The organism is Actinopolymorpha singaporensis, from assembly GCF_900104745.1.
Taxonomy (GTDB): Bacteria; Actinomycetota; Actinomycetes; order Propionibacteriales; family Actinopolymorphaceae; genus Actinopolymorpha; species Actinopolymorpha singaporensis.
The window spans coordinates 3,328,919-3,348,564 of record NZ_LT629732.1; the positions used below are offsets into that span (position 1 = coordinate 3,328,919).

A 19,646-nucleotide genomic window follows, 5' to 3' on the forward strand; every position below is an offset into this window, starting at 1 on the left:
CCCGGCGGCGACCTCGGGCTCAGCCGACGGGTTCGCGGGCACGGTGCCGCGTCCCGCGCATCGACGTCACGCTCGCGCCGGCGAGGATGAGGTCCGAGGCGGTCAGCAGCACCCGGGACACCAGCGCGAGGACGAGTGCGTCGGCCGGGGCCAGGACGGGTGCGAGCGTCGCGACGAGGACCGCCTCGCGGACGCCGAGCCCGGCCGGGGCGACCACGACCAGGAACCCCACGCACCAGGCGAGCGCGAAGCCCCCCACCGCCAGCGGGACGGCCGCCACCGGGTCGGCGCCGAGCCCGACGGCGAGGATCCACGCGTGCAGGCCGTTCAGCAGCCACTGACCCACGCCGGTCGCCGCCACCTGGGCCGTCGTACGGCCGGTGAGCGGGCGCTCCACCGCCGGCCGCCGGACGACTCTCAGCAGCCGGCTCAGCAGCGGGTTGAGCACTCGCGGGTGCAGCACGACGAGGAAGAGGGGAGTGAGCAGGAACGCCCAGCGGTAGGCCCGGGTCTGTGCGCCGGCCGCGAGTGGCAGCGTGCCGCTGGCGACCAGCAGGCCGGTGGTGAGGCTGACCAACATCGCGAGGACGAACGCCGTTGCGGTCCGGCGCCGTGGTACGCCCTGGTCGCGGCCGAGCTCCATCTGCGCGAGCATCGGCCACACCGAACCCGGCAGGTGCTTGCCGAGCTGGCTGACGAACAGCACCCGCGCGGCCACCCGGGCCGGCAGCCGCGAGCCCAGTCCGGCCAGCAGCAGCCGCCACATGACCATGGCGCTGGACAGGGCGAGTATCGCCGGCACCAGCGCGGCCAGCACCAGCAGTGGTTGCAGCCGGGCAAGCGCGGAGGTGACCTCGCCCCATCGGGTGGCGACGGCGAGGACGCCGAAGGTCACCGCGATCGCCGCGAAACCCAGCCGCGCCGCCCTGCCGTTGACCACGTGGAGCACCGAAGCGATGACGACGCGGAGTGAGAACACGGTCGGAAGCGTACGGCAACGGCGTCCTTACTGTTAGTGTCGGTCGCCGTGCGGGTGGTGATGTTCGGGACGTACGACACGAGTACCCATCCCCGCGTCGGCATCCTCGCCGAGGGCCTCCGCCGGCACGGGGCCGAGGTCGCCGAATGCAACGCGCCCCTGGGCATCGACACCGCCGGCCGGGTGGAGATCCTTCGCAGGCCCTGGCTGGTGGCCTCGCTCGCCGCGCGCATCCTCGGCTGCTGGTGGCGCCTGGTGGTGGATGCCCGCGCCCTGCCGCGCCCGGACGTCGTGCTGGTGGGTTACCTCGGCCACTTCGACGTCCTGCTGGCCCGGTTGTTGTTCCGGCGTACGACGATCGTCCTCGACCATCTCGTCTTCGCCGCCGACACCGCTCGCGACCGCGGCGAGACCGGGGGCGTCAGGCAGGCCCTGCTCCGGGCACTCGACCGGGCGGCGTTGTCCTGCGCTGACGTGATCGTCGTCGACACCGAGGAGCACCGCGGACTGGTACCCGAGCGCCGGCGGCACCGGGCGGTCGTGGTGCCCGTGGGTGTGGGAGAGGAGTGGTTCGCCGCGGCCAGGCTGCCCGGCGGCCCTCGGCACGACGTCGGGGCGGTGATCGCGGCGGGCGAGCGCCGTGCGGAACCCCTGCGGGTGGTGTTCTTCGGGGTCTTCACGCCGCTGCAGGGCGCGCCGGTGATCGGCACCGCGATCGGGTTGCTTGCCAGTGAGCCGATCGAGGTCACCATGATCGGTCACGGGCAGGACCTCGCGCGGACCAGGGCGGCCGCGGCAGGCGACCCGCGGGTGCGCTGGCTGGACTGGGTGGCGCCGGCGGAGTTGCCGGGACTCGTCGCCGAGCACGACGTGTGTCTCGGCATCTTCGGCACCGGGCCGAAGGCGCTGCGGGTCGTACCCAACAAGGTCTTCCAGGGTGCCGCCGCCGGCTGCGCGGTGGTGACCTCCGACACGGCGCCCCAGCGCCGGGCTTTCGGCGACGCAGTGGTGTACGTCCCGGCCGGCAGCGCGATCGCGCTGGCGACCGCCCTGCGCCGGCTGCGGCGCGACCCTGAGAAGGTCGCGGCGCTGCGGGCGGCGGCCGGCCGGGTGGCCCGCGAGCACTTCGCCCCCGAGGAAGTCGTGCGGCCGCTCCTCGACCGCCTGGTCGCTCCGGCTCCCACAACCGATCGCGTACCGCGTACGTCCTCGGCCCCCGCGTCGCTTGCTCCGTCCGTCCCGCCTCCCTCCGTTCTGCCTCCCTCCGTCCTGCCTCCGCTGAGCCCGAACGCCTGGCTGCGCTGGGACGTCGTCGCCGGAATGCTGCCGGCCGACGCGGAGTCGGTACTGGAGGTGGGATGCGGGCAGGGAGGGTTCGGCGCGCGGCTCGCGCAGCGGTACGACTACCTCGGCCTGGAACCCGCCCCGGAGTCGTGTGCGGTCGCCCGGGCCAGGCTCGCGGGAGCCGGAGGTCGCGGCGAGATCCGCAACGGTGACCTGTCGGTGCTGTGGGGCGGCGAGGTGTTCGACCTGGTGTGTGCCTTCGAGGTGATCGAGCACATCGAACACGACGAGAAGGCGCTGGCCGAGTGGGCCGGCCGGGTCCGGCCGGGCGGCTGGCTGCTGCTGAGCGCACCGGCGTTCCAGCACCGCTACGGCCCCGGGGACGCCGTGGTCGGGCACTTTCGCCGCTACGAGCCCGACGGCCTGGCGCGGATGCTGCGCGAGGCGGGCCTGGAACAGGTGGAGGTGCGCCGGTACGGCGGCCCGCTGGGTTACGTCCTGGAAGGGGCACGCAACCAGATCAGCCGCCAACGGCAGCGGCAGGCCGGGTCGATGGCCGAACGCACCAAGGGGAGCGGACGCTTCCTGCAGCCGCGGTCGCCGCTGCACGGCGCGGTCACGGAGTACGCCACGCTGCCGTTTCGCCTGCTGCAGCGCGGGTTTCCCGGGCACGGGCCGGGGCTGGTAGCCCGCGCCCGGCGCCCCGAGTGACCGCGCTCCACGCCGTTCCTCCGGCGGCTGCCGTCGCGGTCGGTCAGAGGACTTCCAGCGGGACCTTCTGCGTCGGCGGCGGGAACAGCTCGTCCAGTGCCGCCAGCACGTCCGGCGTGAGCCGCAGGTCGACGGCTGCCCGGTTCTCCTCCACGTGCCCGGGTGTACCTGCACGAGGGATCGCGACGACGTGGGGATGACGCAGCACCCAGGCCAGTGCGAGCTGTGCCGGGGTGGCGCCGAGGCCGGCGGCGAGCGCCGCCAGGTGGCCGTCGGCGAGCAGTCGGCCCTGTTCGACGGGGGAGTACGCCATCACCGGCAGGCCGACCGCCTGTGCCCACGGCAGCAGGTCGTACTCCACCCCGCGCCTGGTGAGGTTGTACAGCACCTGGTCGGTGGTGACCGCGTCGCCACCTGGTAGCCCCATGACCTCCGCAAGGTCCGCGGTGTCGAAGTTGCTCACGCCCCAGTAGCGGATCTTCCCGGCTGCGACCAACGTCTCGAACGCCTCCAGCGTCTCCGCCAGCGGCACGCGCCCGCGCCAGTGCAGGAGGTACAGGTCGAGGTGGTCGGTCCCGAGCCGGCGCAGGCTGGCCTCGCAGGCGCGCAGCGTGTCGCGACGGCGGCCGTGGTCGGGCAGCACCTTGCTCACCAGGAACACCTCGTCACGGCGCCCGGCGACCGCCTCGCCGACGAGTTCCTCCGCACCACCGTCGGCGTACATCTCGGCTGTGTCGACCAGGGTCAGCCCGAGGTCAAGGCCGTGCCGCAGTGCGGCGACCTCCTGGTCCCGCCGGGACCGGTCCTCCGCCCAGCCCCAGGTGCCCTGCCCGAGCGCGGGCACCTGCTCACCGGACGGCAGCCGGACCGTCCGCGTGCCTTCCCGGGTCACTCCACCGCTGGTCACAGCTCCGCGCCCCCCTCCGCGCCTTTCCGCTATCAGCTCGAGCGGGCTCGTCCCGCCCGTCAAGCGTACGCCGGAGAACCTCCCGTCCACGCGTCGTTCCCCGCGCTTTCGTCCGGCATGTCCGAATGTTCGCATACGCTACGTTCGCCACTTCGGGACCGCCACGAAGACGGTCCCGGGTCGCCCGGCGGCCACACCACCCGTCAGCCCGCCGGCCGCATCCCGCGCGAAGGAGAACCCGTGCCCCAGCCCACCCACGCAGAGCGCAGTCTCGTCGGTCGCCGCAGCGTCCTCGCCGGCGGTGCCGCGGCCGTCCTGGCCGCTGCCGGATTCCGGGCCAGGCCCGCGTGGGCCGACGGCGTCGACGCCACCCGCCCGGCCGACGGCAGCCACCGGCTCACCGTGATGGGCACCACGGACCTGCACGGCAACGTCTTCAACTGGGACTACTTCGCCGACCGGGAGTTCGGCAGCGCCACCAACCCCGACGACATCGGCCTTGCCAAGGTTTCCAGCCTGGTCGACGCCGTACGCGCCGAACGCGGCCGGGGCAACACCCTCCTGATCGACGCCGGTGACACCATCCAGGGCACCCCGCTGGCCTACTACTACGCACGGATCGAGCCGATCTCGAAGACCCGCGTCCACCCGATGGCCGCGGCGATGAACGCCATCGGCTACGACGCCGCGGCGCTCGGCAACCACGAGTTCAACTACGGAATCCCGCTGCTGCGCACGTTCGAGGAGCAGCTGGACTTCCCGCTGCTCGGTGCCAACGCGCTGGACGCCCGCACCGGCATGCCGGCGTTCCAGCCCTACGTCGTCAAGCTGGTGCGGTTCCGGGGGATGCGCCCCGTGCGCGTCGGCATCCTCGGCCTCACCAACCCCGGGCATCGCCATCTGGGACAAGGCCAACGTCGAGGGCCGGATGACTTTCCCCGGCCTGGTCGAGCAGGCGAAGGTCTGGGTGCCGAAGATGCGCCGGGCCGGCTGTGACGTCGTGATCGTGTCCGCGCATTCCGGCGCCGACACCTCCTCCTCCTACGGCGACGCCCTGCCCTGGCCGGAGAACGCCTCCACCCTCGTGGCCGAGCAGGTGCCCGGCATCGACGCCATCCTGGTCGGGCACGCCCACCTGGAGATCCCGGAGCGGTTCGTCACCAACAAGGAGACCGGCGCGCAGGTCGTCCTCACCGAGCCCTCCTACTGGGGCCGCCGGCTGAGCCTGATCGAGCTCGACCTGCGCTGGTCCGCGCAGCACGGCTGGCAGGTGGTGGGCCGCGGTTCGCAGGTGCTCAACTCCAACACCGTTCCCGAGGACCCCGAGATCGTGGCGCTGCTCAAGGGCGACCACGACGACGTGGTGACCTACGTCAACTCGCCGATCGGCACGTCCAAGGTGGCGATGTCGGCGGCGACCGCGCGTTACGAGGACACCCCGGCGCTGGACTTCGTCAACCACGTCCAGGCGGACGCCGTCAAGAATGCGCTGGCGGGCTCCGCCGCCGCCGACCTGCCGGTGCTGTCCATCGCCGCGCCGTTCAACAAGGGCGCACAGATCCCGGCCGGTCAGGTGTCGGTGCGCGACGTCGCCGGCCTCTACATCTACGACAACACCCTGCTCGCGGTGCGTTTCACCGGTGCCCAGCTGAAGGCGTATCTCGAGCAGTCCGCGACCTACTTCAAGCAGGTAAGCGGCGTGGGGCCCTACGCGCCGGACGACGTGACGAACGCGCCGACCGCGACCGCTCCGAAGGGCACGCCGGACTACAACTACGACGTCGTGAGCGGTCTGGACGCACCGTTGACCTACGACATCGACATCGCCAAACCGGTGGGCCAGCGCATCACCAACCTCAGCTACGCCGGCGCGCCGGTGGCCGCCGGCCAGGAGTTCGCGCTCGCGGTCAACAACTACCGCCAGTCCGGGGGCGGCAACTTCCCGGGCGTGAGCACCGCCGAGGTGCTCTACAACGCCCAGGTGGAGATCCGGCAGTTGCTGATCGACTGGGTGACCGCGGCCGGCGAGGTCGACCCGACGGTCTTCTTCTCCCGAGACTGGCAGCTGGTGGCCAACGGAACCCCGGTGATCATTCAGCCGTAACCGGCGCAAATCGCGTGGCTCTCCGGGACATCCCAGGGTGATGCCGGAGAGCCCGCGGGCGGTTCAGGACAGAGGATGAGGCCATGTCGAACCGCACCAAGTACGTCATCGGCGGCGTCCTCGTCGCCCTCCTCGGTTGGTGGCTGCTGCCCAACTGGCTGGCCGCCCTGCTGATCGTCGCGGTGGTCGCCGCACCCGTCGTCGGATACCTCATGCTGGACGACTCCCAGCGGCGCCGCCTGCACCGGCTGCGCAACCGGGGCCAGCTGCACCGCTGACCGCGCGGCCGTACGGCCCACACGCTGTACGGGCCACACGCTGTACGGGCCACACGCCGGACGGGACTTCGTACGGCGTAACGGCCCGACCAGACGGAGTACGCCCTAGACGGCGTACGGGCCGCGGGCGGGCCGGGTGGCCGCGGCGACCGCGTCGGCCAGCTGGTCCGCGTCCTCGACCGGCAGCCCGGCGACGGTGATCCGTACGCCGGGCGAACTCCGCACCCGGTGGGCCGCGCCCGGGGCCACCACCCACCCCTCCTCCAGCAACCGCGCGCACACGGCGGTCTCGTCCGCGACCGGTACCCACACGTTCAGGCCCGAGCGGCCGTGTGCGGCCACCCCGCGCCGGGCGAGGGCGGCGACCAGGGCGTCCCGGCGTTCGTCGTAGAGGGCACCCGCCCGCGCCACCTGTTCGGCGACGGCCTCGTCCTGCCACAGGGCGACGACGAGGTTCTGCAGGATCGTCGACACCCATCGCGTCACCACTGCCTGCCGGCCCTCGACCCGTCCGATCGTCTCGCTGTCCCCGGCGAGCACGGCACAGCGCAGGTCCGGCCCGTACGGCTTGGAAACCGACCGCACCATCGCCCAGTGCGCCGTCGCCCCGGCCAGCGACCGAAGCGGCTCGGCCGCGAGTTCGGCGGCGTGGTCGTCCTCGACGACCAGCACGTCCCGGTGCCGGTCGAGAATCCCGCGCAGCCGCGTCGCTCTGTGCTCGCTCACCTGGGAGCCGAACGGGTTCTGCGCCCGGCTGGTGACCACCAGCGCCCGGGCACCCCGACGCAGCGCCTGCTCCACTGCCTCGGGGTCGGGGCCGTCGTCGTCGACGGGAACGGGTACGACAGGCAACCCCATCGCGGCCAGCAGATCGAACAGGTTCGCCCAGCCGGGATCCTCCACGACCACCAGGTCACCGGGCGACAGATGCGCGTCGAGAACGCGTTCGACGGCGGCCAGGCAGCCGCTGGTGACGGTGAGATCGTCGGCGGGAACCCCGTCGGCGACCAGCCGCCGCCGAGCCAGCTCGGCGAGTTCGGGCCGCATGCCGGAACCCGACCCGTAGGTCACCGGGTCGGGCGGGATGTGCCGCAGGGGTGAGCGCAGCGACGGCAGTAGCGCCGGGTCGGGCCCGCCGACGGACAGGTTCCGTGCGCCCGGCGGCACCGGCAGCCGGGTACGGGACCGGCTGGCGACGGTGGGCACCGCGCGGACTCGCGTACCGCGTCGCCCGTCGGTCTCGATCACACCCCGCTGGCGCAGCGTGCGGTAGGCGGCCGCCACGGTGCCGGGGCTCACGTCCAGGTCGCCGGCCAGCGTGCGCACCGCGGGCAGCTTCGTCCCCGGCGCCAGGTCGCCGGAGCGGACCCCGGACTCCACGCTGGTGGCAATTGCGTTCGACGTCGCGCCGACGATGCAATATCGTGAAGACACAATCCACATTTTGTACTAAAACAAACCCGGCGGCAACTCCTGGATGGCCGAGGGCACACCTCAGGCGGGCCGCCGCCGGCGGCAGGAAGTACGAACGCCCGCAGAACCCGCACGTCCGCACGCCCGACGGGAGACCCCGCGATGGTCCAGACCTCCGCCGCCGAACCCGGGACCGCCGAACACGGCGCCTCCGAACCCGGCGCCTCCGAACCCGGCGCCTCCGAACCCGCCCACGAGACCGGGCCGGCACCTGCCGACCGGTGGTTCGAGACGCCCGTGCTGTCCGGTGACCACGTACGCCTGGAACCCATGTCCCTCGCCCACGCCGAAGGGCTCGCGGCCGCCGCCGACGACCAGGTCTTCGAGCACCTCCGGATCCGGCAGGTGCCGAGGACCCGTGAGGAGGGCGAGGCCTTCGTGCGCGCGGTCCTCGCGCAGCGGGACAGGCGCGTGCTCCTTCCCTGGACCCAGGTCGACGCGGTGACCGGTGAGGTGGCGGGCACCACGTCGTACTACGAGGTCGACCCGGACCTGCGCACGGTCGCGATCGGCCACACCTGGCTCGGCCGACGCTGGTGGCGCACTGGCGTCAACACCGAGGCGAAGCTGCTCCTGCTCCGCCGGGCGTTCGACGACCTCGGCGCGGTGCGGGTCGTGTGGCACACCGACCTCCGGAACGAGCGTTCCCAGGCCGCGATCGCCCGGCTCGGTGCACAGCGCGAAGGCGTGCTGCGCAAGCACAGGTTGCGCCGGGACGGCAGCTGGCGCGACACCGTGCAGTTCGCGATGACCGACGACGACTGGCCCCAGGTGCGCGACCGCCTGTCCGCACGGCTGCGGCCCGCGGCATGCTGATCCACCCGTGGGACGAGGCCGACGAGGAGGAGTGGCGCGGCTTCCTGGCCGAGCACGACTTCGGCCAGCTCATCGCCGGCGGGCGCGACCGTGACCTGCCGGTGGTCGTACCCACGCACTTCGTCTTCGACGGCGACCGGACGGTCTGGCTGCATCTGGCCCGGCCCAACCCGGTGTGGGCGCCGCTGGCCGAACACCCACGCGCCGTGCTCACCGTGGTCGACGACTACGTGTACGCGCCCGCGCGCTGGCAGGCGCCGCCGGGCACCCCGCCCGAGCAGGGCGTGCCGACGTCGTTCTACGCCACTGTCCAGCTGGCCTGCGACGTGCGTGTGGTCGACGACCCGGAGGAGAAGGCGGCCGTCCTCAACCGGCAGCTGGCCCACTTCGAGCCCGGCTCCGGCCGCGCGCCCGTGCCCACCGAGGCCGACCGGCGGCTGCTGTCGGGTCTGCGGGCGCTGGAGCTCACCGTGACCGGCGTACGGGCGAAGTTCAAGTACGCGGGGAACAAGCAGGCCGAGCACCGCCGGGAGATCGCCGCCGGGCTGGCCGCGCGCGCCGGGCGGTCCGACGACCGGGCCAGGGCGCACCTGCTGCGCCGGTCGGAGCGGGCCGCGGACCGGCCGACGCGACCGGCTCAGCGGTAGGAGGCGGCCTGGAGTTCGAACAACTCCGCGTACAGGCCGCCCAGGGACACGAGTTCGGCGTGCGTACCGGACTCCACGATCCGGCCACGGTCGAGGACGACGATCAGGTCGGCCATCCGTACGGTCGAGAACCTGTGCGACACCAGCACCGTCACCGCGCCGGTCGCCGCCCGCAGTTCACGGGCGGCGACGGTCCAGCGTTCGAAGAGCCGGTGCTCGGTCTCGGCGTCCAGGGCCGCGGTGGGTTCGTCCAGCAACAACAGCAGCGGGGCCGGGCGCATCATGCCCCTGCCGATGGCGAGCTTCTGCCACTGCCCACCGGACAGTTCCACCCCCGCCGGCCACTGGGCGCCCAGCTGGGTGTCCAGCCCGGCCGGCAGGGTGTCGGGCAGGTCGCCCGCGCCGGCCCGCTCCAGGGCGGCCGCCGCCGCGGTCTCGTCGTCCACCGCGGACAGGTCGCCGATCCCGACGGTCTCACGTACGGAGAACTCCCACCGCGCGTGGTCCTGGAACGCCGCCGACACTCGCAGCCGCCAGCGTTCGGGGTCCAGCGTGGCGAGGTCCGCGCCGTCGACCTCGATCCGCCCGGCGGTAGGGACGTAAAGTCCGGCGAGCAGGTTGACCAGCGTCGTCTTGCCGGCGCCGTTGTCGCCGACCACCGCGACGGTGGCACCCGCCGGGAGGTCCAGGTCGATGTCGTGGAGTACGTCGGCGTCGCGGTGCGGGTAGCGGTAGCTCAGCCCGCGGAGGTGGATTCCGGAGGAGAGCCGCGACGGCAGCGGCACGGTCTCGTCGACGGCCCGCCGGGCGCGGCGGGCGACGTCCTCGAGGTAGACGAACCGGCTGGCCGCGGTGAGCGTCCGGGCGGTCCGCTGGACGATCTCGGCGGAGTTGCCGACCAGGCCGAGCACCTGTCCCGCGAGCACGGCGGTGAGCAGCACGTCGCCGACGCTGTTGTGACCGCGCACCGCCTGGCCGACGACGAAGACGATCGACCCGAAGTACCCCACCAGGAACGCGAGCTGGGCGCCGAGTCCGATCAGCTGCCCCCTGACCTGCAGCCGACGGTGGATGGCCTGGATCTTCCGGTGCTCGGCGTGGAACCCGGTGAGGATCCGGTCGCCCAGCCGGAACAGCCTCGTTTCCTTCGCGGACCCGGCGGCGGTGGCCAGTTCCCACAGGTCGTTCGCGCGGCGGGCAGGCTCGGCGGCGAGTTCGTTGCCGAGGTCGAACAACCCGCTGGTGTGCCGGCTCAGCAACACCATCGGCAGGCCGAACAGAGGCAGCACGAGCAGCAGCGGATGCACGCTCACCAGCAGGATGGCGGTCGTCACCACCCGGACCGTGGCGTTGGCCGCGTCGACCAGTGACGGGATCGCCTCGCCGAACTCCCAGCTGTCGTCGACGAGGATCTCCAGCTGGGTGAGGTGTGCGGGCGTCTCGTGGATCTCCAGGGTCGGCGTGTGTGCCACGGTGAGCGCGAGGCGGCGTTCGACCAGGTGGTGTGCGCGTTCGTTGAGCGCCATCCGGACCCGCGTGCCGGCGTAGTCCAGCGCGGCGCCGCCGACGATCGAGCCGGTGACCGCGAGCGCGGCGACGACGGTGCGCATGTCGTCGTGGTCGGTGAGGCCGTCGAGCAGCAGCTTGAGCCACCAGCCGAACAGCGCCGCCACCAGTGCCTGCACGGTGAACAGAACGAACGCGAGGACGGACCGGCGGGGGTCGGCCGCCCACGCCAGGCCGAGCATCACCCGGGCGGTGCGCAGTCGGCCCACCGGGGGAGTGCCGTGGTCCGTGGTCCGCTCAGCCATCGCCGGCCGCCGTGGTGTGCGGTCGGTGGGTGGCCTGCGCTTCGTCGGCGTAGCGGAGGGCCTGGGTACGGAACAGCGAGGCGTACCGGCCGTTCGCCGCCAGCAGCTCGTCGTGGGTTCCGTCCTCCACGATGCGCCCCCCGTCCAGGACCACGATCCGGTCGGCGCGGCGTACGGTCGAGAACCGGTGGCTGATCACGATCGCGGTGAGCCCGGAGGTGAGGTCCAGGAACCGGTCGTACAGGTCGGCCTCCGCACGGACGTCGAGGTGGGCGGTCGGCTCGTCCAGGACCAGCACCCGGGCGCCGGCGCTCACCGCGGCCATCGCCCGGGCCAGCGCGATCCGCTGCCACTGCCCGCCGGACAGGTCGACCCCGCCGGTGTGCCGGCGGGACAGGTAGGTGTCCAGCCCGTCGGGCAGGCCCTCGAGGATCTGGTCCGCGCCGGCCCGTCGCGCGGCCGCCCGGATCTGCTCGTCCACGCGGGAAAGGTCAGCCAGGCCGGGGTCGGCCAGCGCCTCCACCGCGCCGAACCCGATGTTGTCCCGTGCCGGCAGCGGATAGTGCACGAAGTCCTGGAAGATCGCCGCGACCGAACGCCGCCACGACATCGGCTCCAGGTCGGCCAGGTCGACGCCGTCGACGCGGATCCGGCCCGCCTGCGGCAGCGACAAGCCGGTGAGCAACTTTGTCAACGTCGTCTTGCCGGCGCCGTTCAGCCCGACGACGGCCAGCGAACGGCCCGCCTCGATGGTGAGATCGAGGTCGGTGAACACCGGACTTTCCCGGCCTGGATAGCGGAAGTGCACACGTTCGAAGCTGATCTCACGTGCGGGCAGGCCGCGAGCGGTGCGCGAGGGCACGTTCGTGAGCACGCGGGTGGCCGCCAGACGTTCGTGGGCGAGAACGTCGGGCACCGGCACGGCGCCGTTCTCGATCCACACGTCACCGTCCTGGGAGGCGAGCTGGGACATGCCGAACATCGACTGCACCAGGACGGCCAGCGAGCCGATCGCCAGCCCGCCGGCCAGCGCCGAGCGCGCGGCGATCACCATGACCGCCACGTTGGCCAGCAGGGCCAGGCCGAACAGCGTCCCCGACACGCGGTAGCCGACCCGGCGAGTACGCCACAGCTGCTCCATCACCTGGCGCCACTCGACACCGAAGCGATCCACAAGCCGTTCCGCGAGGCCGAAGATCCGGAGTTCCTTCGCCCACTCCGGCATCATCGCCAGCCGTTTCAGGTAGCCGGCGCGCCGCAGCGGCTCGGTCCAGAACGGGTTCGCGCGGAAGGAGTCGGCCCGCAGGTGGTGACCCAGGACGATCCACAACGGTGCGAGCACCACGGCCGCGACCGGCCAGACGTACGCGGCGACCGCGGTAGCGGCCAGGCCCTGCGCCTGGCCGGCCCACTTGGCGGACAGCCCGCTCACCAGTTCACCCGGGCCGAACCGTGCGATCCGTACCGCCCGGTCGGTGGCCGCGGCCAGCGCCGGGTCCTCGAACAGGTCCAGCCGGGGTACGCGGAGGATCGTGGTCATCACCCGGCTCAGGAGGTACTCGTCGAACCTGCGGTAGAGCTCGGTCGAGACCAGTTCACGTACCATCCGGACGATCTCCTGGGCCAGGAGAAGGCTGCCGACCAGGACGAGCGTGGTGACGATCCGGCGCCCGTCGGGTGAGGAGAACCCGCCGCGTACGGCGTCCGGCACCAGGTCGACCAGCCGGCCGACCAGCAGCGCGAACACCGACGGCAGGGCGCCGCCCACGAGGGCCAGGGCAGCCAGCAGGCCGGTCCAGCCGGGGAAGGCCCGGACCAGAACGCCGAGCGCCGCCCGCCGGGCAGCTCGCCGGTGGGCGCTCTCAGGCTGGTCGTCCGGCCGCCTGTCGGACTGGTCGACAGGCTGGTCACCGGATTTGCCGGGGGCACTCTGGGGCACGATGCCGGCGATGATCGCATTGCCCGAAGATGTCCGGCACCTGGTTTTCGCTCCCTGTCCGAGCGCGGGCAGGGGCTCGCGGGGCTCGCAGGGTTCGCCCGATCCGGGGCCGAAGACCGGTGGCCGCGTGGCCGGCACCCACGGACGACCGTAGCCGGTAGGCGTGGGTTGGCGGACAATGACTGTGGCAGGAAGACTGTGCTGGAGATGGTGCGCCGTCGTACGGCGTGGTCGGGGCGGGCGGGACAACGGGGTGAAGGGGACGAGATGTCGAATCGCGCGTGGTGGATCATCGGGGGAGTGGGCGCGGCCTTCGTGGCCTGGCTCCTGTTGCCCTGGTGGGCGACGCTCCTGATCGTGCTGGCGGTGGTCGGTGCCCCGGTCGCCGGTTACCTCATGCTCGACCCGTCGCAGCGACGGCGGCTGGCGCGGATCCGGGAGCGGCGGCAGCTGGGCCGGTGACGGCCCGGGACGGAGCTGGTTCCTCCCCGCCCGTTACCTCGGTGGGGTTCCCGGCCGGCTACCCGGCCGATCTGGCGGAGTGGGAACGCGACGAACGGCCGGTGACGCGCGGCTTCGCCCATCCCTGGCGTTCACGTGGGTGCCGGCAACGGCGAGTCGTTCTCGTCAAGGACACGTTGACATCGTTGCCGGCCGATCGCGGTGGGTCGGTCGGGCTACGGCATTGCCGGCTGGTGTGGCAGGTCGTCTTCGGCCCGCGGTGAGGTCGCGGCACCGGCTCCGGCCCTGGTGTCAGATGTACGGGACGGACAGGATGGAGCCCTCCGCTGCCTGCCGGGAACGCATGCGTACGAGGGAGAGGACCCGCCCGTGACCAGTGCGACCAGTGCGACCACTGCCGGCCCGATCTCGACGGTCGTCAACGACGCGCCCACCGACCTCGACCTGGAGCCGGAGACCCCGCTGGTCACCGTGCTGCGTAACGACCTCGGACTGCGCGGCGTTCGGCAGGGGTGTGCGATCGGCGAGTGCGGTGCGTGTGTGGTCCTCGTCGACGGACGCGCCGAACGTTCGTGTCAGCTTCCGCTGTCCGCGGTGGCCGGCCGGCGGGTCACCACCCCGGAGGGTTTGGGAACTCCCGACCGTCCGCACCCGATCCAGCAGGCGTTCCTCGACCGGCAGGCGGCCCAGTGCGGTTACTGCCTGAACGGCATAATCATGTCCACCGCGGCCCTGCTCGACGGTGTCACGCCCGGCGATGCGGCGTCCGAGGGACCCGGCGGTTCGCCCCACCTGTCCGAGGAAGAGATCCAGGCCGCGCTGGCCGAGCACCTGTGCCGCTGCGGCACACACCACCGGATTCTGCGCACCATCCGCGAACTCGCCGGCCGCGAGCAGCCCTCGCCCCTCCCGCCGATCCGGATGGGCGGCGAGCCGAACGCGGTCGACGGCCGGGAAGCCCAGGACACGCAGGGCGCACCGGAGGTGGCGGCCGACATCCGGGCGGACCAGGCGGAGGAGGTCCCTGCCGACGAAGCGGAGGAGATCCCCGGCGATGCTCGGAAGGAGCACCCGGCCGAGCAGGACCGCCCGGCCGCGCCGCTGCCCGGTGGGCTGGCGACGGCGCCGAACGTCGAGGACTGGCTGCGGCCGCTGCCCGACGGCCGGATCGAGGTCCGCAGTGGCCGGGTCGAGCTGGGACAGGGCGTACGGACGGCGCTGGCTCAGGTGGTGGCGGCCGAGCTCGGCGTACCGCTGGAACGCCTCGTCGTCCGCTCGGCCGCCACCGACGGTACGCCCGACGAGGGCTACACCGCGGGCAGCAACTCCCTGGAGGCCGGGGGAGCGGCACTGGCTCGGGCCGCCGTGGCGTACCGCCGGTTGGCAGCCCAGAACGGGGACGCGGATGGCGGGGACCCGCCTACGGGTCCGATCCGGCCGGACGACGTGCCGCGATGGGCAGGCGGCCCGGTGGGGGAGGCGGCACCGCGCAGTGACCTGCCGGCCAAGCTGACCGGGGCGCCGGCGTACGTCCACGATCTCGCGCTGCCCGGCATGCTGTACGCCCGCGCCCTGCTGCCGCCGCGTGAGAACGCCTGGCCGGCCGCTGTCGACCTCTCGGTCGCGAAGGACCTGCCCGGGGTGGAGGCTGTCGTGCACGACGGCCGGCTGCTGCTCGTGGTGGCATCCCGTGAGGAGGTCGCTGCCCGGGCGGTGCGCCGGATCGCCGGCACGACCCGATGGGAGGCCGGGCCGCCCCGGCCCGGCGTCGGCCCGGGCGCCGGACCCACCGCACAGACGAACGCGCCGGTGCGTACGCCGGTCGTGGAGGAATCCGGAGTCGAGCAGGCGCTGGAGTCGGGACGGGTGATCCGTGCCTCCTACGCCAAACCGTACGAGGCGCACGCCTCCGTGGCGCCGTCGAGCGCCTTGGCCCTGGTCGAGCCGGACCGGACCACGGTGTGGACCCACAGCCAGGGCGTCTATCCGCTGCGCCGCGAGCTCGCCGCCGCGTTCGGCCTGGCCGAGGACGCGCTGACCGTCCGGCACGTGGACGGCCCCGGCTGCTACGGGCACAACGGCGCCGACGACGCCGCGGGCTTCGCGGTGGCCGCCGCCCGTGCGGTGCCCGGCCGGCCGGTGCGGTTCCAGTACGCCGTGCAGGACGAGTTCGGGTGGGAACCGTACGGTCCGCCGATGTCGGCCGACCTGGCGGCGAGCCTCGGCGCGGATGGCCGCGTCACCGGCTGGCGGCACCGCATCCGCACCGACGCACACACCGCGCGCCCGCACGGCACCGGCGACCGGCTGGTGGTGTCCTGGTTGCGCGCGAACGCCGAGCCGCGGCCGTGGTCGGGCGGCGGTGAGGGCGGGGTACGCAGCGCCGAGCCGCTGTACGAACTCGGCGCCCGCGACATCGTGGGGGAGTACGCGCCCGGACCGCTGCGTACGTCGGCGTTGCGGTCCCTCGGCGGCTACTTCAACACCTTCGCCATCGAGTCGTTCATGGACGAGCTGGCCGAGGCCGCCGGCGCGGACCCGGTGGCGTTCCGGCTCGCCCATCTGCGCGACGAACGGGCCCGGGCGGTGCTGGAGGCGGCCGCCGCGCACGCCGGCTGGCGGGAGCGGGTAGGGCCGAGCGGGCGCGGCCAGGGCGTGGCGGTGACGAGGTACAAGAGCAGCAAGGCCTACGTCGCCCAGGTGGCCGAGGTCGACGTCGACGGCGCCACCGGATCGGTCGCGGTCCGCCGGGTGGTGGTCGCCTGCGACGCCGGCGTGGTGGTCAACCCCGACGGGCTGCGCAACCAGCTGGAGGGCGGCGTGCTGCAGGGCCTGAGCCGGGCGCTGTACGAGCAGGTACGCCACGACCGCGACGGGGTGCGGAGCCTGGACTGGACGACGTACCCGGTGCTGCGGTTCGCCGACGTGCCCGCGCTGGAGGTCGTACTCCTCGACCGGCCCGGCCGGCCGCCCCTCGGCGCCGGCGAGGCGTCCACCCCGACCACCCCGGCGGCGCTGGCCAATGCGGTCGACGACGCGGTGGGGATCCGGGTACGCGAGCTGCCGCTCACCCCGGACCGGCTGCGTGCCCGGCTGGAGGAACTCACCGACGCCGAGCTGGCCAGGGTCCGGACCTGAGCACGAGACCGGCCCGCAGAGCCCCTCGCTGCTAGTCGCGGACGATCGGGGCGCCCACCAGCTCACATCCCGCGGCCCGCATCGCCTCGACGGCGGCGCGGGTGGTGTCGGCGGCCACCCCGGCGGTGAGGTCGAGCAGCACGCGGGTGGAGATGCCCATCCTGGCCGCCTCGACCGCGGTCAGGTGTACGCAGTAGTCGGTCGTCAGCCCGGCGATGTCGATCTCGGTGACGTCGTGGTCGCGCAGCCAGTCGGCCAGCATGGCGCCGTTCTTGGCCCTGCCCTCGAAGCCGGAGTACGCCGCGGCGTACTCACCCTTGTCGAAGACCGCGTCGAAGGGCTGCGGGTCGAGGTTGGGATGGAAGCCCGCGCCGTCGGTGCCGGCGACACAGTGCGGCGGCCAGGAGTCGCGGTAGTCCGGCCGCGCGGAAAAGTGCGCGCCGGGGTCGACGTGGTGGTCGCGAGTGGCCACGACATAGTCGTACGCCTTGTCCCGCTGGTCGGCCTCCTGCCAGGTGTGCAGGATCTCGCCGAGCTTGAACGCGATTTCCGCGCCGCCCTTCACGGCGAGGCTGCCGCCCTCGCAGAAGTCGTTCTGCACGTCCGCGACGATCAGCGCACGGCTCATCGTGCTCCTCCTTCGCCCCTGGTGTGCCCCGTCTGCTCGAGCTGCCCCGTGTGTCCCGCGTGCTCGCCGTCGTCGTACGTCGTCGGCAGCACCGGCTCCCCCCGCGACAGCTTCAACGCGGTCGGCGGCAGCTCCGCCCGGGACCGCAGGTGGCGCTCGCGGGCCGCGGCGATCGGCTCCCGGCCGACGATCTTCCCCTCGGTGACCAGCGGGACCAGCAACGGGCGGCAGCCGTCGACCGTGCACTCGGGGTGCGTGCCCACCACCTCGGCCACGGCGGTTCCGTCCTCCAACCGGCGGTGCGCCCACTTGCGCCCCTTGTGGGTGGGCTTCCCCGTGGACAGCTTGGCCACGCCCTCCATCGGCGAGTCGGGTTCGGTGCCGACAGAGCGGGCGACCAGCTTGTAGACGAGTTCGGCCGTGGGATGGCCGCTGCCGACGACCAGGGCCGTGCCGACGCCGTACCGGTCGACCGGTGCGGCGACCAGGCTGGCGATGGCGTACTCGTCCAGGTCGCCGCTGACCAGGATGCGGGTGTCGGTGGCGCCGAGCGCGTCGAGTTCGGCGCGTACGTCGTGGGCGAGGACCGCGAGGTCACCGGAGTCGATCCGGACCGCGCCCAGGCCGGGACCGGCCACCTCGACCGCGGTCCGCACGGCCTCCCGGACGCCATAGGTGTCCACCAGCAGCGTGGTGCCCATGCCGAGGGCGGCGACCTGTGCGGCGAACGCCTCCTCCTCGGAGTCGTGCAGCAACGTGAACGCGTGGGCGCTGGTGCCCCCGGTCGGCAGGTCGTAACAGCGGCCGGCGGCGAGGTTGGAGGTGCTCGCGAACCCCGCGACGTAGGCCGCCCGGGCCGCCGCCACGGCCGCGCTCTCGTGTGTACGCCGGGAACCCATCTCCACGATCGGGCGGCTCCCGGCGGCGGCGGTCATCCTGGACGCCGCCGAAGCGATCGCGCTGTCGTGGTTGTAGATGGAGAGGGCGAGCGTCTCCAGCAGGACCGCCTCGGCGAAGGTTCCCTCGACCACCAGGATAGGTGAGCCGGGGAAATAGCACTCGCCCTCGGCGTATCCCCACATGTTGCCGCGGAAGCGATAGTCGCGCAGCCAGTCGGCGGTGGCGTCGTCCACGATCCCCCGCCTGCGCAGGAAGGCGACCGTCTCCTCGTCGAAGCGGAACCGCTCCAGCGCGTCCAGGAGCCGGCCGGTGCCCGCGACCACGCCGTACCGGCGCCCGTGGGGCAGCCGGCGGGCGAAGACCTCGAACACGGCCCGCCGGTGCGCGGTGCCGTCTGCGAGCGCGGCGCGCAGCATCGTGAGTTCGTACTGGTCGGTGAGCAGTGCGGTGGTCGGCCCGGTGTCCGACCCGGTGGGCACTGCGGGGGAAAGGCCCATGGGCGCCGCGTCGTCCATGGGCCGCAGCCTAGCCCCGCCGCTCGTTCGATGGCGGAGTGCACGATTTTCGGGGGGTGCGTGCCGAACGGTCCTGCCGCCGGATGCCACGATGGGACCGTGAGCGGTACCGCACCCGTGGAGCTCGAGCGCCCCGATGTCGAAGACGTGGTCCTTCCGGACACGCCGTGGATCACGATCGTCTGGAACGACCCGATCAACCTGATGTCGTACGTCACCTACGTCTTCCAGACGTACTTCAACTACCCGCGCAAGAAGGCCGAGAAGCTCATGATGGACGTCCACAAGCGCGGTAAGGCGGTCGTGTCCAGCGGTACGCGCGAGGAGATGGAACGCGACGTCGAGGCCATGCACTCCTACGGTCTGTGGGCCACGCTGGAGAAGAGCGGCAAGGGCGGCGACGGAAAGAGCGGGAACGCATGACGAGTGGCTTCCGGTCCCGCCGCGGGGTGATCACCGCGACCCTCGCGGCCGAAGAGGCGCAGCTCGTCCGTGGGCTGATCGGCGAGCTGGTCGAGCTGGTGCGCAGCGAGACCCCGATCTCGGCCCCGCCGCCCGAGGACACCCTCGCGGCCCTCGTCGGGCACCTCGGTTCGACCGAGCCGCCGGAGGACGAGGTGCTCGCCCGGCTGTTCCCCTCCGCGTACGCCGACGACGAGGAGGCGGCCGGCGAATTCCGGCGGTTCACCGAGTACGGCCTGCGCGACGGCAAGGTGAAGAGCGCAGAGACCGTGCTCGAGTCGCTGGGCGACCCGGAGTACTCCGACCAGGTGACGGTCTCCCTGAACGCAGAGGAGGCGCAGTGCTGGCTGCGTACCCTCACCGACCTGCGGCTGGCCCTGGGCACCCGGCTCGGGGTGGAGGAGGACGACGAGGACCGCTGGGCGTCGCTGCCGGAGGAGGACCGCCGGCGGCAGGTGTACGGCGTGTACGTCTGGCTCGGCTGGCTGCAGGAGTCCCTGGTCTCCGCCCTCTGGTGAGCGGCCGGTGAGTGGCCGGGGTGACCGGCCCTGTGCTGACCGGCCGGGCCTGGCGAGCGCTGGGTAGGCTCGGG

Annotated in this window: 18 protein-coding genes; 11 read left to right on the forward strand and 7 right to left on the reverse strand. The window is 72.8% G+C overall.

From position 1 onward, the window contains the following. Positions 1–19: 19 nt before the first annotated feature. A complete protein-coding gene (locus BLU27_RS15125; RefSeq protein ID WP_092654353.1) occupies positions 20–979 on the reverse strand; it encodes a lysylphosphatidylglycerol synthase transmembrane domain-containing protein in 960 nt (319 codons plus the stop codon). Positions 980–1,027: 48 nt separating this feature from the next. Between BLU27_RS15125 and BLU27_RS29920 the strand changes: the two genes are divergently transcribed. Beyond that, positions 1,028–2,974, forward strand: coding sequence for a methyltransferase (locus BLU27_RS29920; RefSeq protein ID WP_197681434.1), 1,947 nt, complete (start codon positions 1,028–1,030; stop codon positions 2,972–2,974). A 43-nt stretch (positions 2,975–3,017) separates the two neighbouring features. Here BLU27_RS29920 and BLU27_RS15140 read toward each other — a convergent pair whose 3' ends face one another. Beyond that, complete coding sequence (locus BLU27_RS15140) at positions 3,018–3,881, reverse strand: aldo/keto reductase (protein WP_241827439.1); 864 nt, start codon at positions 3,879–3,881, stop codon at positions 3,018–3,020. A 240-nt stretch (positions 3,882–4,121) separates the two neighbouring features. On the opposite strand from BLU27_RS15140, the gene BLU27_RS30450 reads away from it, so the two are divergent. The 3 genes from BLU27_RS30450 (at position 4,122) to BLU27_RS15150 (ending at position 6,263) form a co-directional block, all read left to right on the forward strand. After that, a complete protein-coding gene (locus BLU27_RS30450; protein WP_241827440.1) occupies positions 4,122–4,877 on the forward strand; it encodes a metallophosphoesterase family protein in 756 nt (251 codons plus the stop codon). Then, positions 4,810–5,985 (forward strand): 5'-nucleotidase C-terminal domain-containing protein, encoded by a 1,176-nt coding sequence (locus tag BLU27_RS30455; protein WP_241827441.1) that lies wholly within the window; start codon positions 4,810–4,812, stop codon positions 5,983–5,985. Before BLU27_RS30450 ends, BLU27_RS30455 begins: the two co-directional genes overlap by 68 nt. Before the next feature lie 83 nt (positions 5,986–6,068). Further along, positions 6,069–6,263: a hypothetical protein gene (locus BLU27_RS15150; RefSeq protein WP_092654355.1), complete on the forward strand. Its 195-nt coding sequence runs from the start codon at positions 6,069–6,071 to the stop codon at positions 6,261–6,263. Positions 6,264–6,368: 105 nt separating this feature from the next. Here the strand turns inward: BLU27_RS15150 and BLU27_RS15155 are convergent, their stop codons facing one another. Continuing rightward, positions 6,369–7,697 (reverse strand): aminotransferase class I/II-fold pyridoxal phosphate-dependent enzyme, encoded by a 1,329-nt coding sequence (locus BLU27_RS15155; protein WP_092657739.1) that lies wholly within the window; start codon positions 7,695–7,697, stop codon positions 6,369–6,371. A gap of 141 nt (positions 7,698–7,838) precedes the next feature. On the opposite strand from BLU27_RS15155, the gene BLU27_RS15160 reads away from it, so the two are divergent. Then, positions 7,839–8,552 carry a GNAT family N-acetyltransferase gene (locus BLU27_RS15160; protein ID WP_092654356.1) on the forward strand — a complete coding sequence of 238 codons (714 nt, stop codon included), beginning with the start codon at positions 7,839–7,841 and terminating at the stop codon, positions 8,550–8,552. Then, on the forward strand, positions 8,546–9,199 hold the full coding sequence (locus BLU27_RS15165; protein ID WP_092654357.1) for an FMN-binding negative transcriptional regulator: 654 nt from the start codon (positions 8,546–8,548) through the stop codon (positions 9,197–9,199). The genes BLU27_RS15160 and BLU27_RS15165 overlap by 7 nt, the downstream gene beginning before the upstream one ends. Here BLU27_RS15165 and BLU27_RS15170 read toward each other — a convergent pair. Together BLU27_RS15170 and BLU27_RS15175 are read right to left on the reverse strand one after the other, a co-directional pair. Beyond that, positions 9,190–11,010, reverse strand: coding sequence for an ABC transporter ATP-binding protein (locus tag BLU27_RS15170; protein ID WP_092654358.1), 1,821 nt, complete (start codon positions 11,008–11,010; stop codon positions 9,190–9,192). The two genes, BLU27_RS15165 and BLU27_RS15170, sit on opposite strands and share 10 nt — an antisense overlap. Continuing rightward, positions 11,003–12,949: an ABC transporter ATP-binding protein gene (locus BLU27_RS15175; protein WP_241827442.1), complete on the reverse strand. Its 1,947-nt coding sequence runs from the start codon at positions 12,947–12,949 to the stop codon at positions 11,003–11,005. Before BLU27_RS15175 ends, BLU27_RS15170 begins: the two co-directional genes overlap by 8 nt. 267 nt (positions 12,950–13,216) lie before the next feature. Here BLU27_RS15175 and BLU27_RS15180 point away from each other — a divergent pair, with 267 nt between their 5' ends. The 3 genes from BLU27_RS15180 to BLU27_RS15185 all read left to right on the forward strand — a co-directional run bounded on the left by BLU27_RS15180 (position 13,217) and on the right by BLU27_RS15185 (position 16,549). Next, positions 13,217–13,411, forward strand: a complete 195-nt coding sequence (locus BLU27_RS15180) for a hypothetical protein (RefSeq protein ID WP_092654359.1) — start codon at positions 13,217–13,219, stop codon at positions 13,409–13,411. Positions 13,412–13,452: 41 nt separating this feature from the next. Then, positions 13,453–13,674 (forward strand): hypothetical protein, encoded by a 222-nt coding sequence (locus BLU27_RS29070; RefSeq protein ID WP_157728548.1) that lies wholly within the window; start codon positions 13,453–13,455, stop codon positions 13,672–13,674. Between the two features lie 106 nt (positions 13,675–13,780). Then, positions 13,781–16,549 carry a molybdopterin cofactor-binding domain-containing protein gene (locus BLU27_RS15185; protein ID WP_157728549.1) on the forward strand — a complete coding sequence of 923 codons (2,769 nt, stop codon included), beginning with the start codon at positions 13,781–13,783 and terminating at the stop codon, positions 16,547–16,549. Between the two features lie 31 nt (positions 16,550–16,580). On the opposite strand, the gene BLU27_RS15190 is transcribed toward BLU27_RS15185, so the two are convergent. Together BLU27_RS15190 and BLU27_RS15195 are read right to left on the reverse strand one after the other, a co-directional pair. Beyond that, on the reverse strand, positions 16,581–17,177 hold the full coding sequence (locus BLU27_RS15190) for an isochorismatase family protein (protein ID WP_092654361.1): 597 nt from the start codon (positions 17,175–17,177) through the stop codon (positions 16,581–16,583). Beyond that, on the reverse strand, positions 17,174–18,574 hold the full coding sequence (locus BLU27_RS15195; RefSeq protein WP_092657743.1) for a nicotinate phosphoribosyltransferase: 1,401 nt from the start codon (positions 18,572–18,574) through the stop codon (positions 17,174–17,176). The genes BLU27_RS15190 and BLU27_RS15195 overlap by 4 nt, the downstream gene beginning before the upstream one ends. Positions 18,575–18,691: 117 nt before the next feature. Between BLU27_RS15195 and clpS the strand changes: the two genes are divergently transcribed. Both clpS and BLU27_RS15205 read left to right on the forward strand, forming a co-directional pair. Beyond that, complete coding sequence (clpS, locus tag BLU27_RS15200) at positions 18,692–19,015, forward strand: ATP-dependent Clp protease adapter ClpS (RefSeq protein WP_241827443.1); 324 nt, start codon at positions 18,692–18,694, stop codon at positions 19,013–19,015. Further along, a complete protein-coding gene (locus BLU27_RS15205) occupies positions 19,012–19,572 on the forward strand; it encodes a DUF2017 domain-containing protein (RefSeq protein WP_092654363.1) in 561 nt (186 codons plus the stop codon). The genes clpS and BLU27_RS15205 overlap by 4 nt, the downstream gene beginning before the upstream one ends. Positions 19,573–19,646 lie beyond the last annotated feature (74 nt).

What these genes read in the sequence shown, in the direction of transcription:
- BLU27_RS30455 (WP_241827441.1), top strand. Translation starts at nt 4,810, where the DNA reads ATGACTTTCCCCGGCCTGGTCGAGCAGGCGAAGGTCTGGGTGCCGAAG.
- BLU27_RS15150 (WP_092654355.1), top strand. Translation starts at nt 6,069, where the DNA reads ATGTCGAACCGCACCAAGTACGTCATCGGCGGCGTCCTCGTCGCCCTC.
- BLU27_RS15160 (WP_092654356.1), top strand. Translation starts at nt 7,839, where the DNA reads ATGGTCCAGACCTCCGCCGCCGAACCCGGGACCGCCGAACACGGCGCC.
- BLU27_RS15165 (WP_092654357.1), top strand. Translation starts at nt 8,546, where the DNA reads ATGCTGATCCACCCGTGGGACGAGGCCGACGAGGAGGAGTGGCGCGGC.
- BLU27_RS15170 (WP_092654358.1), bottom strand. Translation starts at nt 11,010, where the DNA reads ATGGCTGAGCGGACCACGGACCACGGCACTCCCCCGGTGGGCCGACTG.
- BLU27_RS15180 (WP_092654359.1), top strand. Translation starts at nt 13,217, where the DNA reads ATGTCGAATCGCGCGTGGTGGATCATCGGGGGAGTGGGCGCGGCCTTC.
- BLU27_RS15190 (WP_092654361.1), bottom strand. Translation starts at nt 17,177, where the DNA reads ATGAGCCGTGCGCTGATCGTCGCGGACGTGCAGAACGACTTCTGCGAG.
- BLU27_RS15195 (WP_092657743.1), bottom strand. Translation starts at nt 18,574, where the DNA reads ATGGGCCTTTCCCCCGCAGTGCCCACCGGGTCGGACACCGGGCCGACC.
- BLU27_RS15205 (WP_092654363.1), top strand. Translation starts at nt 19,012, where the DNA reads ATGACGAGTGGCTTCCGGTCCCGCCGCGGGGTGATCACCGCGACCCTC.